At 62.7% G+C, this 13,165-nt stretch carries 12 protein-coding genes, 2 tRNA genes and 1 pseudogene; 9 read left to right on the top strand and 6 right to left on the bottom strand.

All coding sequences use genetic code 11. The features are described 5' to 3' along the window. Positions 1–43 precede the first annotated feature (43 nt). From tssJ to OKW45_RS24060, 3 genes are read left to right on the top strand one after another with little or no spacing between them, the layout of a single operon-like run. Positions 44–667: a type VI secretion system lipoprotein TssJ gene (tssJ, locus tag OKW45_RS24070; protein WP_429471543.1), complete on the top strand. Its 624-nt coding sequence runs from the start codon at positions 44–46 to the stop codon at positions 665–667. Between the two features lie 59 nt (positions 668–726). After that, a complete protein-coding gene (locus tag OKW45_RS24065; protein WP_429471541.1) occupies positions 727–1,257 on the top strand; it encodes an OmpA family protein in 531 nt (176 codons plus the stop codon). Positions 1,258–1,274: 17 nt separating this feature from the next. After that, complete coding sequence (locus tag OKW45_RS24060; RefSeq protein ID WP_018418251.1) at positions 1,275–1,730, top strand: hypothetical protein; 456 nt, start codon at positions 1,275–1,277, stop codon at positions 1,728–1,730. Positions 1,731–1,817: 87 nt separating this feature from the next. Here the strand turns inward: OKW45_RS24060 and OKW45_RS24055 are convergent. The 3 genes and pseudogenes from OKW45_RS24055 to OKW45_RS24045 all read right to left on the bottom strand — a co-directional run. After that, a pseudogene (locus OKW45_RS24055) lies at positions 1,818–2,201 on the bottom strand (transposase); the annotation flags it as partial. A gap of 96 nt (positions 2,202–2,297) precedes the next feature. Next, positions 2,298–2,384 (bottom strand) — tRNA-Leu (locus OKW45_RS24050). Between the two features lie 223 nt (positions 2,385–2,607). Further along, positions 2,608–2,694 (bottom strand) — tRNA-Leu (locus OKW45_RS24045). Positions 2,695–3,108: 414 nt separating this feature from the next. Between OKW45_RS24045 and rnr the strand changes: the two genes are divergently transcribed. The 3 genes from rnr to rpiA all read left to right on the top strand — a co-directional run bounded on the left by rnr (position 3,109) and on the right by rpiA (position 7,416). Continuing rightward, positions 3,109–5,592 carry a ribonuclease R gene (rnr, locus tag OKW45_RS24040; RefSeq protein WP_018418249.1) on the top strand — a complete coding sequence of 828 codons (2,484 nt, stop codon included), beginning with the start codon at positions 3,109–3,111 and terminating at the stop codon, positions 5,590–5,592. Positions 5,593–5,725: 133 nt separating this feature from the next. After that, complete coding sequence (gene rlmB, locus OKW45_RS24035; protein WP_026225426.1) at positions 5,726–6,469, top strand: 23S rRNA (guanosine(2251)-2'-O)-methyltransferase RlmB; 744 nt, start codon at positions 5,726–5,728, stop codon at positions 6,467–6,469. 251 nt (positions 6,470–6,720) lie between these two features. Continuing rightward, positions 6,721–7,416, top strand: coding sequence for a ribose-5-phosphate isomerase RpiA (gene rpiA, locus OKW45_RS24030; RefSeq protein ID WP_429471539.1), 696 nt, complete (start codon positions 6,721–6,723; stop codon positions 7,414–7,416). A gap of 49 nt (positions 7,417–7,465) precedes the next feature. Here the strand turns inward: rpiA and OKW45_RS24025 are convergent, their stop codons facing one another. Continuing rightward, positions 7,466–7,654, bottom strand: a complete 189-nt coding sequence (locus OKW45_RS24025) for a hypothetical protein (protein WP_429471537.1) — start codon at positions 7,652–7,654, stop codon at positions 7,466–7,468. A 410-nt stretch (positions 7,655–8,064) separates the two neighbouring features. Here OKW45_RS24025 and OKW45_RS24020 point away from each other — a divergent pair, with 410 nt between their 5' ends. Both OKW45_RS24020 and OKW45_RS24015 read left to right on the top strand, forming a co-directional pair. Next, on the top strand, positions 8,065–9,294 hold the full coding sequence (locus OKW45_RS24020; protein WP_429471535.1) for a glycosyltransferase family 4 protein: 1,230 nt from the start codon (positions 8,065–8,067) through the stop codon (positions 9,292–9,294). Positions 9,295–9,787: 493 nt separating this feature from the next. Then, positions 9,788–10,210: a helix-turn-helix domain-containing protein gene (locus OKW45_RS24015; protein ID WP_026225425.1), complete on the top strand. Its 423-nt coding sequence runs from the start codon at positions 9,788–9,790 to the stop codon at positions 10,208–10,210. A gap of 271 nt (positions 10,211–10,481) precedes the next feature. Here OKW45_RS24015 and OKW45_RS24010 read toward each other — a convergent pair whose 3' ends face one another. Continuing rightward, complete coding sequence (locus OKW45_RS24010) at positions 10,482–11,867, bottom strand: undecaprenyl-phosphate glucose phosphotransferase (RefSeq protein WP_429471533.1); 1,386 nt, start codon at positions 11,865–11,867, stop codon at positions 10,482–10,484. A 36-nt stretch (positions 11,868–11,903) separates the two neighbouring features. Then, positions 11,904–12,638, bottom strand: coding sequence for a Crp/Fnr family transcriptional regulator (locus OKW45_RS24005; RefSeq protein ID WP_026225424.1), 735 nt, complete (start codon positions 12,636–12,638; stop codon positions 11,904–11,906). A gap of 324 nt (positions 12,639–12,962) precedes the next feature. Between OKW45_RS24005 and OKW45_RS24000 the strand changes: the two genes are divergently transcribed. Next, complete coding sequence (locus OKW45_RS24000; protein WP_429471531.1) at positions 12,963–13,103, top strand: hypothetical protein; 141 nt, start codon at positions 12,963–12,965, stop codon at positions 13,101–13,103. Positions 13,104–13,165: the final 62 nt, after the last annotated feature.

Genomic DNA, 13,165 nt, shown 5'->3' with positions numbered 1-13,165 from the left:
AGAACAGCACAATGAACGGGGGCTCCTCGAAATGGACAAAAAGATGAACCGCGCGGCACATCACGCCGGTCTCGCAATCGTCATCCTGTCGACTGTCACTCTCGCCGGATGCGGTGTTGCGCAGGCCGTCGGTGACGGAACCGTGGATGCCGCGAAATGGGCCTTCACGACTCAGGTCAAGACGATGAATGTCGATCTCTCCGGTCGTGCGTCGCTCAATGCTGACGTCCAGGGGCAATCGCTCTCGACGGTCGTGCGTTTTTACCAGCTCAAGGATGCGAAGACATTCGCACAGCTGAATTATTCTCAACTCCAGTCTGACGACCTGAACCTGCTCAAGGCGGACCTGCTGGCCACGAAGGACGTCGTGCTGCGGCCGGGCGCGAGCGCAAGTCTCGCCGAGCCGATGAGCCCGGATGCGCAGATCGTGGGTGTGGTCGCGTTCTTTCGGGAACCGGTACAGGACAGGACGTGGAAGCTCGCCATCCAGAAGAAACAGTGGAAGAAAACCGACCCCGTCAAGATCGAGGTCAATGGCAACGAACTGGTGCTGGTGGGTGCAGATTCCCAGCCGGTCAAACACGAAGCGCCCACGCAGGCCATACCGGCAAGCCCCGCGTCGGCGGTGGCGCCGGTTCTGCAATCGGGAGCCCTCAGGCAGGGCTGAGCGACCACACGGAACGCGCGTTATCTGCAACCGGACCGCGCTGCACTTCGTGAAGTGCGGTGGGCGTCCATCTCCTGAGAGAGAATGACTTGAAAAAACTGCTTTCACTGGGGACCTGCATCGGTGCAGTCGCGCTGCTTTCGGCCTGTTCGGGCCTCGATCGCAGCCACGAGATTTCGCTCAACCAGGCCACCGGCATTGAGGTGACGCAAGGCGAAAACGGCGTGCAGATGCGCCTGCCCGAGAAGGTGCTGTTCGATTTCAACCAGTCGACGCTTCGCGCGGACGCCGCAACTGCGCTGGCCCGCGCGGCTGTGCTGCTCAAGCGCAGCGACAAGCCCGTGATCGTCGAAGGGCATACGGACAACGTCGGTACGCACGAGTACAACATGCAATTGTCCGAAGCACGCGCCACGACTGTTGCCGACGCACTCGAGGAACGCGGCATTGCGCCTTCACGCCTCGGGACAAAGGGCTTTGCCTACGACCGTCCCGTGGCGAGCAACGACATGCCTGAAGGCCAGGCCCGCAACCGCCGCACCGAGATAGTCATCGTCGGCGAGTCGGAAGACCGGATCCTCGGCAAATAAACAAGGCATGAACAGGCATGGATCAGAAAAAATCGACGATGCATCGATGGGCCCGCGCTGCCCTGTTCATGATAGTGCTGGCGGCGCAGTCGGGCTGCAGCACGACGGGCGGGATGGCCGGTCCGATGCCAGACGACGCTCACGTGAGTACAGGGCAGATTACCGGCCAGCAGTATCTGACGACGGTCATGCATCAGGCGTCGGGCGCGCCGTCGGCCAGTGTTGGCGCGGGTGGCTTTGGCGGCGGCATCGATGGAGTAGGGCTCGGCGCAGGCCTGAGCTTCGACATCTCCCGTCTGTTTGAAAAGCCGGCTGACTCACCAGTCAAGATCTATCGATACGGTGTCAAGCTGCCGGATGGCTCGACACGCGACGTTGATAGTCCACTTGATCTGCGACCCGGAGATTGCGTGAATGTGATTGACTCCCGGCAACCTGGTTATCCAGGGCTTGCAACTGCGAGTGACTGTTGAATCAGTAAAACCGGGCATGCTATCCAATCGTCCAGATTGTGTCGTACCGGCGGACTCCGGCGCGCGTCAAGCAGGTTGTCGCCTCACTCATGCAGCCAGAGGCTGTTTATTTGCGCCGATCGACGCCATCTCAACGACTGGGTCACGTTCGGGGTTAAGCGTCACGGCACCAACCGGTGTCCAGTTGCGCGTGTGACACGACCAGCGGGCCGGATTGCATGCGCGCGCCTTCACGAACAGCACGTCGCAGCGCCGTCTGGCAAGAGCGATGAGCGCCTGATTGTGGCGCTTGCCCTGCTGGACCTTGGGGGCGTAATAGTCCCTCGAAGTCGGGTCTCGCAGGGCAGCAAAGGCGGAGAGGAAGAGCGCTCTCTTGAGCATCTTGTTGCCGCGTCTGGAGGGGTATTCGCCACGGATAGACGAGCCTGAGCGTCGGGTGACCGGGGCGAGGCCGGCGTAGGCGGCGAGATGCGGGATGACGATGGACCGCAAATAGCAAAAAACCCCGCTACGATAAGGCTTTGCGGGGTCTTGCTGGACTGCGTTGTACTACCTTAATCAGCTTTATGGTGCCCAGGAGAGGACTCGAACCTCCACGGTGTTGCCACCGCTAGGACCTGAACCTAGTGCGTCTACCAATTCCGCCACCTGGGCACGTCTTCAAGCTAGGCAGCTATTTTAGCAAGATGATTAAGTTTGTCAATTTCTGCTTCAAACAAACTTGCTTTTCTCATCCGCTCGGTTGAATGCGCAGCGAAGTAATGCAATCGCTACTGAACCACCGTCCTGCTGATCCGGCAATCGAAACACAAACAGCGACTTCGACTACCAGGCACAAAAAAGTAGAGCCGCCAAAAGGCGGCTCTACTTTTGAATCTGGTGCCCAAGAGAGGACTCGAACCTCCACAGTGTTGCCACCGCTAGGACCTGAACCTAGTGCGTCTACCAATTTCGCCACCTGGGCAGGTGATGAACAGCAAAGACCGCCATTATAGCGACAGATTCCGACCTGTCAAGCGATTTGCCGAACGCGATTCAACCTCGCGGCGGGCCCGGCGAACTATGCGTCCCAACCACCGCCGCAGGCCCGCGTGGCGCCCGACACGGGTGTTAGAATGCCTCGCAGTAGTTCGTTGGCACGATGCGCATCCGGCGTCCCGACGCGAGTGTCGACATGCCATCAGGCAGACGCGCGTCGGCTGGCGTCGAACGAGCCGGAGCCAGGCAGTTTCCAGTGCAAATCGCAATGGAGCAGAAGAGCAGAAAGCAGCAGGTGCAATGACCGAGGCAGCGCAGCCGCCGTGCAGATGCAGCCGAGCGCGACTGCGCGCATTACGCAAACGCCTTCCAGGCCGGATCACATCGCCGACCGACGTCCATGCAACGAGAAAAAATCATCGACAAGCCCTTGAGCAAATTTCCGTATCCGATTCCAAGCCGCGAAGAAATCCTCGGCGTGCTGCGCACGAGTGAAATGCCGCTTGCCGCGAACGACATCGCCGAAGCCCTGTCGATCAAGCGCCAGGAGCGCGAAGGATTTTTCAAGCGTCTCGGCGCAATGGAGCGCGACGGCCAGATCCGGCTCGATCAGCGTAATCTCTATCAACTGACCCATCCGTCGAACTTCGTCGCGGGCCGCGTCCAGGGCCATCGCGACGGCTACGGTTTCCTGATTCGCGACGACGGCCAGGACGACCTGTTCCTGCCCAACGGCGAGATGCAGAAGGTCATGCACAACGACCGCGTGCTCGCACGCATCGTCGGTTATGACCGGCGTGGGCGGCCCGAAGGGCACATCGTCGAGGTCACCGACCGCGCGAACAAGCGCGTGATCGGCCGTCTGCTCAACGAGAACGGCGCGCTGATCGTCGCGCCCGAAGACAAGCGCATCGGCCACGACATCCTGATCACGCAGAACACCCGCAAGGCGAAGGTTGGCCAGGTCGTGGTGGTCGAACTGACCGATTTCCCGAGCCGTCATTCGCAGCCGCTCGGCCGCGTGGTCGAAGTGCTGGGCGATATCGACGACCCCGGCATGGAAATCGAAATCGCGGTGCGCAAGTACGGCGTGCCGCACGAGTTCGGCGAGGCCGCGCTGGCGGAAGCGGCGAAGCTGCCCGACGAAGTGCGCCCGGCCGACATCCGCCATCGCGTCGATCTGCGCGACGTGCCGCTCGTCACGATCGACGGCGAGGACGCGCGAGACTTCGACGACGCCGTCTATTGCGAGCCGGTGAAAGTGGGCCGCGGCGATGGCTTCCGCCTGATCGTCGCGATCGCGGACGTGTCGCATTACGTGCTTCCGCAAAGCGGACTCGATACCGACGCAATCGAGCGCAGCACGTCGGTGTATTTCCCGCGCCGCGTGATCCCGATGCTGCCGGAGAAGCTGTCGAACGGACTGTGCTCGCTGAATCCGCAAGTCGACCGCTGCGTGCTCGTGTGCGACATGATCGTCACCGCGCGTGGCGACGTGAAGGGGTATCAGTTCTATCCGGGCGTCATGCATTCGGCCGCGCGGCTCACCTACACGGAGGTCGCCGCGGTGCTGAAAAACACCAAAGGCCCGGAAGCGACCCGCCGCGCCGCGTTGCTGCCGCAACTGCAGAATCTGTATGGCGTCTACAAGTCGCTGTTCGCGGCGCGTCAGAAGCGCGGCGCGATCGACTTCGATACGACGGAGACGTACATCGTCTGCAACGCGCAGGGCAAGATCGAGCAGATCGTGCCGCGCACGCGCAACGATGCGCACAAGCTGATCGAGGAATGCATGCTGGCCGCGAACGTGTGCGCGGCGGACTTCCTCAAGCGCAACAAGCATCCGGGCCTGTTCCGCGTGCATGCGGGCCCGAGCGCGGAAAAGCTCGAGAACCTGCGTACCTTCCTGCGCGGCATGGGCCTGACGCTCGGCGGCGGCGACACGCCGCACGCGAGCGACTACGCCGCACTGATGGCGCAGATCCGCGACCGGCCCGACGCCTCGATGCTGCAGACGATGCTGCTGCGCTCGATGCAGCAGGCGGTCTACAGCCCCGACAACATCGGCCACTTTGGCCTCGCCTACGAGGCCTACGCGCACTTCACGAGCCCGATCCGCCGTTATCCCGACCTGCTCACGCATCGCGCGATCTACGCGATCCTGCAGGGCCGTAAGTATCAGCCGCAGCCGCCGCACGGCGTCGAACTCAATACCGCACTGTCGCCGCGCGCCCGCGCGATGCAGCAGGCCGACGAGGAAAGGCGCGGCGCCCGCGGGCGCGCGAACAACGTGGCGATCTGGGAAGAACTTGGGCTGCACTGCTCGGCGAACGAGCGCCGCGCGGACGAAGCATCGCGCGATGTCGAAGCGTGGCTCAAGTGCTATTTCATGCGCGACAAGCTCGGCGAAGAGTATGGCGGCATGGTCAACGGCGTCACGTCGTTTGGCATTTTCGTGCAGCTCGATTCGCTGTTCATCGAAGGCCTCGTGCATGTGACCGAACTCGGCTCCGACTACTTCCAGTACGACGAGATCAAGAACGAACTGCGCGGCGAGCGCACCGGCATTCGCTACCGGCTGTCGGACCGCGTGCGCGTGCAGGTGAGCCGCGTCGATCTCGACGCGCGCAAGATCGACTTCCGCCTTGTGCGCGATACGCCGATCAAGCCGCCTGCGGCACGTGGCATCGCGGCGGACAAGGGAGAAGGCGCTGGCCCGCGCGTGCGCGTGATGCCGCCGGTGGAAAGTGGCGCGTCGGTGCCGGGTCCGCGGCGCAAGAAGGCCGCGCCCGCACAGAGTGCGGCGGTCAAAGAAGCGCGCGTGGCGAGGAAGCACGGTGTCGCGACCAAGGCGGCGTCGAAGCAGGCACGCAAGAAGCGCTGAGGCTTTCACAGCGCCGGGACCGCGCGCAGCGCGGCACGTGAGCACGTGCCGGTTGCGCGCGGTCTGCCTTTTGGTTTCATATTCATCACAGCGGCGCGCGTTGAATGCGCGCCCCATCAAAGGCTGTTCAGTCATGGCACGTCATAAGGTTTTATACGGTTTCCACGCAGTGACCGCGCGTATCCGGCACGATGCGTCGACCGTCGAGGATGTCTATTACGACGCGACGCGCAAGGACCGTCGTATGACCGAATTCCTGCAGGCCGCGAAGGACGCGGGCGTGCGTCTGATCGCCGCCGACGAAACGCGTCTGTGGGGCCTCGCGCGCACGGAACGTCATCAGGGCGTGGTCGCGCGCGCGGGCGATCTGCCGCTCGCGCAGAATCTCGCCGAACTGCTCGACGGCATCAGCGGCTCGCCGCTGATCCTCGTGCTCGACGGCGTGACCGATCCGCACAATCTCGGCGCCTGCTTGCGCGTCGCCGATGCGGCCGGCGCCCACGCGGTGATCGCGCCGCGCGATCGCGCGGTGGGACTGAACGCGACCGCCGCGAAAGTCGCGAGCGGCGCGGCCGACACGGTCCCGTACATCACGGTCACGAATCTGGCGCGCGCGCTGCGCGAACTGAAGGACGCGGGTGTCTGGGTGGTCGGCACGGCCGACGACGCGCAGAAGAGCGTTTACGAAACGGAACTCGACGGGCCGGTGGCGCTCGTGATGGGGGCCGAAGGCGAGGGCATGCGACGTCTGACGCGTGAAACCTGCGATGTCGTCATGAACATTCCGATGGCGGGGACGGTGGAGAGTTTGAATGTATCCGTGGCTAGCGGAGTGTGTCTGTTCGAGGCTGTGCGGCAGCGGGCGGTGAAGAAGTAGTTTTGGTGTCGTCGTTCTTATTGTTGGCCGATTGTTTGCGCCCGGAGCGCGGTGGTGGTTCCGGGCGTTTTGTTTTGAGTGCGGAAAATACAGCTATTTGCGCAGGAGGAGGCGCTTTAGCGTAGCCCCGCCCATAGCCGATTGCTCAGCATCTCCGTCTGACTGATCCGGGGCACAAAGCCACCCAAGCCCGGCCTTCTCCGCGCCACTCCGGTAAACTACGGGTTTTTCACGCTTCTCCCGCCTCTCCCATGACTCAAGACGAACTCAAGCAACTGGTCGGCCAGGCCGCCGCCGATTACGTGAATGCCAACGTGCCGCAAGGCTCGGTGATCGGCGTCGGCACGGGCTCCACCGCGAACTGCTTCATCGACGCGCTGGCCGCCACCAAATCCCGCTATCGCGGTGCGGTGTCGAGTTCGCTCGCCACCACTGCGCGTCTGCAATCGCACGGCTTCAAGGTGCTCGACCTGAATGAGATCGACTCGCTGCCGGTGTACGTCGACGGCGCCGACGAAATCGATCACAGCGGCGCGATGATCAAGGGCGGCGGCGGCGCGCTCACGCGCGAGAAGATCGTCGCGTCGGTGTCGGAAGTATTCGTCTGCATCGCGGATGCGAGCAAGGTCGTCGAAACGTTGGGCCATTTCCCGCTGCCGATCGAAGTCGTGCCGATGGCGCGCACCGCGATCGGCCGGCGCGTGACGGCGCTGGGCGGCGTGCCCGTCGTGCGTGTGACGAAAGAGGGTGTGCCGTTCATCACCGACAACGGCAACGAGATCATCGACGTGAAGGGCTTGAGCATCAGCGACCCGCGCACGCTCGAGGCGCATATCAACGCATGGCCCGGCGTCGTCACGGTCGGCCTGTTCGCGGGCCGCGGCGCGAATCTGTGCCTGCTCGGCACGGACACCGGCGTGCAAACAATCGCTTACGGCCAGAATTAAGCGAATTGCGTTTCTGTCCGCTCTGACGCGTGTGAGCCGTTCCAACGGTTCACACGCGTTTTTTGTTGCGGGCGTGCCGCACGATTCCGGTTATACCGCCCGCCGCGGCGGCAATCGCGTGCACCTGGCGGAAAATGCCTGGCACCGTGCGCAGACAATTAGCCGCCGATGCCTGCCGCGCGATGTCCGACACGCGCGCGTCGCCAACCACCCGCGCGCCAAGCGCTTCGAAGCGCATGCGCAACGGACCGTCCGACAGCAGCACCACTGCGTCGCGCGCCGTGCAGCGCCCGCCGAATTCCCCCAGGGCGAACCCGGCCCTCCCAACTGACTGCTCCGATCGCCAAACGGCACGCGAGGCACGCGCGGCACGGCTGCCATCGACGCCGCACGGCTGTCGCTCGCGCAGCGCTCCGATCGTAAAGGTGTGGGCTGGACTGGGCGAGCAGGCGTGGGGCGATACGTCAGGCGTAGTGCACATACGAAAGCACGGGAATGAAGCCGTGATTTTGCAGGCGCGAACGGACTCTCCGAATTACTCGCGTACTGTCGCACGTCGAATGTGGGCACGCGCACGCACAGTCAGGAACGCGGCACATACACTCTTCTCTGAGGCCAGGTGGCGATTCGTGACAGATAGGACGGAATATGAAAGTGGCGATCGTGCACGATTGGCTGGTCGCTCCCGGCGGCGCCGAGAAAGTGCTCGGGCAGATCATCGAGTGCTTTCCCGACGCCGACGTTTTCAGCGTCGTCGATTTTCTCGAAGATCGCACGCCGCTTGCCGGTAAGCCGGTCACCACGTCGTTCATTCAATGCCTGCCGTTTGCGCGCAGCCGTTATCGCGCCTATTTGCCCTTGATGCCGCTCGCCGTCGAACGGTTCGATCTGTCGAGCTATGACCTGATCATCACCAGTTCTTGCGCGGTCGCGAAGGGCGTATTGGTCGGCCCTCATCAGACGCACATCAGTTACGTGCACTCGCTGATGCGCTATGCGTGGGATCTGCAGCATCAGTATCTGCGCGAAGCGAATCTGCTGCGCGGGCCGAAGTCGTGGGCCGCGCGGCTATTGCTGCATTACCTGCGCGGCTGGGACGCGCAGTCGACGAATGGTGTCGATCGTCTGATCGCGAATTCGCAATCGGTCGCGCGGCGCATGATGAAGACCTATCGGCGCGATGCCGCGGTGATTCCGCCGCCCGTCGACGTCAACGAATTCGAACTGCGCACAGAAAAAGACGATTTCTATCTGACCGTGTCGCGGATGGTGCCGCACCAACGCATCGATCTGATCGTCGAGACGTTCAACGCCACGCCGCAGCGCAAGCTGGTCGCGATCGGCGACGGGCCGCAGATGGCGTCGATCCGCGCGAAGGCGGGACCGAACGTGACGGTCCTCGGCTATCAGCCATTCGGCGTACTGAAGGATTATCTGGCGCGCGCGCGAGCCTTCGTGTGCGCCGCCGAGGATGATTTCGGCATCGTGCCGCTCGAAGCGCAGGCCTGCGGCACGCCGGTCATTGCGTTCGCCAGGGGCGGGGCGCTCGAAACGGTAGTGCCGGTCGGCGACCCGCACCCGACCGGCGTTTTCTTCGCGCGTCAGACGGCAGTGTCAGTGCTCGACGCGATCGACCGCTTCGAGCGGCTGAGCGCGTACATCACGCCGGCGGCCTGTCGCGCGAATGCCGAGCGGTTTTCGGCTCAGGTGTTCCGGCGGGCGTTCATGGCCGAGGTCACGCGCACGATTGCGGCGGTCGCTCAGGGTCTGCCGGCGATGGAGCTGGGGGAGCAGGTGAGGTGGGCGGAGCCCGATCTCGCGCCCCGGCAACTCGGCATCGCCAGAGACACGGCGCCGAAAAGCGGGTGGAGGCAATGAGGTGAGGGTCTTTCGCTGTTCTCGCCTCGTGGAGTTTTCGATAGGAGAGAAAGAGGTTTTCGTCGTCATGCAGTGATTTCGCAACGGGCAGTAACGAGCCGTTCTGACCAACGCGTCCGGGCGGCTATTGGTGTGGGCGCGTCCGCTTCGCGCTTTGTGTGGGCAGCGCATATCGCGTATCGCGCGATACGCGCCGCGCGTGCAAGGCCAGCCGCGGCGGGTCATTGTCAAGCAAGCAGTATTGGATTTCAAAAACGACATCGGGGTGCGCACCACGCGCTATGGGCGAGATATTCGCTGGCGTGGCATGCCTCGCGTGGCCATAACGACCTGAAGCAGACGTTCGCTATCGTGATCGCTGAATTTCCTCACTGCGAAGTTCGCCGTGCCGGCAATTCGGCGTGTCACGGCGATTCACTACAACAGGCAGTCGTCATTCGCGCGTCACCGATTAACGCGCCGACGGCTTTTGGACGAGGACGAATTTAAACTCATGAATGCCGATCGCCTTCCGGGACCCTTTCCCGACATCTCCGCAACGTGGGCTGCGCTGAAGAGCCAGTTGCCGATCACGCCGATTCGCACCGAAGAGGATTATCACCAGATGGTGCGAGTCGCCAATTCGTTGTCCGATCATCTAAGCGGCAACGACAACGATCCGCTCGCCGATCTGCACGCGATCGTGACGGAACTGGTCGGTCACTGGCAAGCGCGCAACCTGACGATTCCAAAAGCGGAGCCGCGCGAGGTCCTGCGCCATCTGCTGATCACGCATGGTCTCAAGCAGAAGGATCTGGCCGGCATCGCGTCGCCGACGGTGGTCAGCGATATTCTCGCGGGGCGCCGCGCGATCAGCAAGAAAGTCGCCAAGGCGCTCGCGGTACGGTTTCAGACCGATGTCAGCGCGTTCCTGTAGAGGCGGTGTCGCGGACCCGTCCGTGACGTGGTCCGTCGCGGCTGCTCATCTTGCGTCAACCACGGCGGCTGTCGATCGGGCCGCCGGCGTTGGCGCTTCTATTCGCAGCGGCGCGTACGCGTTGTTGCCCGGTTGGGTGTTTTTCTCGAATGGAACGCAGGCGCATTCCGGCGATCCTTCGGCGCACCGCCTTCAGTACCCGCACTTCGCATGCGCCGCAGTGCCGGCACGATGACCGACACTCCCGGATGCGATTCCCTCGATGGCATGGTCAGAACGCGTTGCGGCCGACAAAGCCCTTGAAAATCGTGATGAAGACGATTTTCATGTCGAACCAGAACGACCAGTTCTGGATATAGAAGAGATCGAACTTCACGCGCGCTTCCATCTTCTCGACCTTGGCGGTCGCGCCGCGATAGCCGTTGACCTGGGCCCAGCCGGTGATGCCGGGCTTGATGCGGTAACGGTGCATGTAGCCGTATACCTGGTCCTTGTACAGATCATCGTGTTCGACCGCATGCGGACGCGGACCCACCACCGACATCTGACCGAGCAGCACGTTCAGAAACTGCGGCAGCTCGTCGAGACTCGTGCGGCGCATGAAGCTGCCGAGCTTCGTCACGCGCAAGTCGTTGCGGGTCGCCTGCGTGATCTGGCCGTGCTCTTCCTGGTGCACGGTCATCGAGCGGAACTTGTAGATGCCGAACGGCTGGCCGTCGACGCCCTTGCGGATCTGCCGGAAAAACACCGGTCCCGGTGACGTGAGCTTGATGCCGATCGCGAGCACGGCGAACACCGGCGCGAGCACGATGAGCGCGAGCACGGCGAACAGGCGGTCGAACATCAGCTTGGGCCAAATCTGCGGCGACGAGAATGGCGTCGCGCTCAGATTCAGCGTCGGCAAACCGACGACATCGACGATCGCATGATTGAACAGCGACAGACTGCGCACGTCGGGAATGAAGCGCAGATTGACGAAGTCGTGTCTGAAGGTGCGCGTGAAGCGGTAGATCGTGTGTTCCTCGGAAAGCGGCAACGCGAGCCACACTTCGTTCACGCGGTCATTGCGTACCTTCGTCGCGAACGCTTCCAGATCCGTCAGCACGGGTAGGCGGGTCAGACGCGCGCCATACGCGTCGTGGCCTTGCACGCTGGTGTCGAACACGCACACCGGTTTGAAGCCCGCTTGCGGCGCATGCTCGAGATGCGCGAGCAGCGTGCGCGCAAACCCCGGTGCGCCGACGAGCGCGACGGTGCGCGCGTTCATGCCGCGGCGACGTACGAAGCGCAGCACCACGTGCATGATGCAGCGTGTCGCGATGATCAACGCGCCGGAGATCAGCGTCGAGTAGCCGATCCACAGGCGCGACACCGCATCCGTCCGATGCAGCGTGAACGCGAGCAGGAGCGCGGTCGCGACCACCATGAGCCACGCGGCGGCGATTCGCGCGAGCACCGGCGCGAGCGCCTTGCCGCGCCACGTCTCATAGACCCCGAAGTACGGAAACAGCAACAGAACCAGCACACACTTGAACGCGGTCAGAAGACGCTCGGTATCGGCGAACGCGATCGGCGCGGAAAAGCGCATCCAGTGGGCGAGTAGACCGCCCGCAATCACGAACAGTGCGTCGAGACATCGAGCAGTAATCCTGAACATAGGCAAATCGACCCCGGTCATCGAGCCGCGTGCCGCTTATTCGACGGTCTCGGCCTGGCGCAGTCGCGGCAGCAGACGATCGAATTCGCGTTTCACGAGGCCGTAGCATTCGCACGCGCGGGCTTCGAGGCCCTTGCGGTCGAGCACCTTGATATGACCGCGGCTATGATGAATCAGGCCTTCGTCGTGCAGCTTGCCGGCCGCTTCGGTGATGCCTTCGCGGCGCACGCCGAGCATGTCGGCAATCAGCTGCTGCGTGACGGTCAGATCGTTCGACGCCACGCGGTCCACCTCGATCAGCAGCCAGCGGCACAGTTGCTTGTTGAGCGCGTGATGGCGATTGCACGCGGCGGTCTGCGCGACCTGGGTCAGAAGTGCGTGCATATACAGCAGCATCAGGCGGCGCAGGAAGTCGGACCGCGCGAACTGCTGCTTGAGCGCCTGCGCGCTCATCCGGTAGGCGAAGCCCGCGCATTGCACCTGTACGCGGTTGGGCATGGTTTCGCCGCCCGTGAGGACCGGCACGCCGGTCATGCCTTCGCGGCCGACCGCGGCGATCTCGACGGAGCTGCCGTCTTCCATCGTCGAGAGCATCGAGATGATCGCGGTGGTGGGGAAGTACACATGATGGATCCGTTGACCCGAGTCGCATAGCAGTTGCTCGGTGCGCAGATGAACCAGTTCGAGGTGGGGAGCCAGTGCCTGCCATTCGGGCGACGGCAATGCGCCCAGCAAATGGTTACCGTGCAAATCGGATTGAAGTGTCAACATGATCGGTCCTCGCATGAAAGTCACGCCTCGCGCGACTCTCTCCGTTTATTTGATCCGATGGCCGCATCCTCGGAAGTGGGCTGCCCGGCGAGCAGCTAGGATGAACAGCATCGGCCCCGTTTTAGGCCTGTCTGCCACCGCCTCTGTTGTTGCGCTCGTGTGCGGTGGCACTCTGTTGCGTGGAAGTAGTAGCGAGGACCGTGCCAACGTTAGGGAAAACGCCTGCTGATGCGGCGCAGCGAAGAATTCCGAAGCACGTCGGGAGAGTAAAAGCGGCTTTTTGTTTCAGTTCTGCACACCCTCACCGGATGGGGAATGCATCGTATGAAAGCTTTTGGTTTGGGCAAATCCCTTGATATCAAAGGCTTCACGGCCAAAAACAGGGATGCTGTCGAAGCTGTCTCAGATTTGAACCTGGCGTCGCATGCACGTTTTGAAGCGCTCTTCGTGAAGTGCCGGAAATGATTCAGAAGTGTTAAATGGAGTGCGTACGCTGTCGCACAAAAGACCTTTCAGAGCAGGCAACA

It is taken from the genome of Paraburkholderia lebeckiae, from assembly GCF_050436225.1.
Classification (GTDB): domain Bacteria; phylum Pseudomonadota; class Gammaproteobacteria; order Burkholderiales; family Burkholderiaceae; genus Paraburkholderia; species Paraburkholderia tuberum.
The sequence above is the reverse complement of the archived record's forward strand: the minus strand, read 5'-3'. Positions and strand labels throughout refer to the sequence as shown.

What these genes read in the sequence shown, in the direction of transcription:
- OKW45_RS24015 (WP_026225425.1), top strand. Translation starts at nt 9,788, where the DNA reads ATGAATGCCGATCGCCTTCCGGGACCCTTTCCCGACATCTCCGCAACG.
- OKW45_RS24000 (WP_429471531.1), top strand. Translation starts at nt 12,963, where the DNA reads ATGAAAGCTTTTGGTTTGGGCAAATCCCTTGATATCAAAGGCTTCACG.
- OKW45_RS24060 (WP_018418251.1), top strand. Translation starts at nt 1,275, where the DNA reads ATGGATCAGAAAAAATCGACGATGCATCGATGGGCCCGCGCTGCCCTG.
- rnr (WP_018418249.1), top strand. Translation starts at nt 3,109, where the DNA reads ATGCAACGAGAAAAAATCATCGACAAGCCCTTGAGCAAATTTCCGTAT.
- tssJ (WP_429471543.1), top strand. Translation starts at nt 44, where the DNA reads ATGAACCGCGCGGCACATCACGCCGGTCTCGCAATCGTCATCCTGTCG.
- OKW45_RS24020 (WP_429471535.1), top strand. Translation starts at nt 8,065, where the DNA reads ATGAAAGTGGCGATCGTGCACGATTGGCTGGTCGCTCCCGGCGGCGCC.
- OKW45_RS24025 (WP_429471537.1), bottom strand. Translation starts at nt 7,654, where the DNA reads ATGCGCTTCGAAGCGCTTGGCGCGCGGGTGGTTGGCGACGCGCGCGTG.
- rpiA (WP_429471539.1), top strand. Translation starts at nt 6,721, where the DNA reads ATGACTCAAGACGAACTCAAGCAACTGGTCGGCCAGGCCGCCGCCGAT.
- OKW45_RS24005 (WP_026225424.1), bottom strand. Translation starts at nt 12,638, where the DNA reads ATGTTGACACTTCAATCCGATTTGCACGGTAACCATTTGCTGGGCGCA.
- rlmB (WP_026225426.1), top strand. Translation starts at nt 5,726, where the DNA reads ATGGCACGTCATAAGGTTTTATACGGTTTCCACGCAGTGACCGCGCGT.
- OKW45_RS24010 (WP_429471533.1), bottom strand. Translation starts at nt 11,867, where the DNA reads ATGTTCAGGATTACTGCTCGATGTCTCGACGCACTGTTCGTGATTGCG.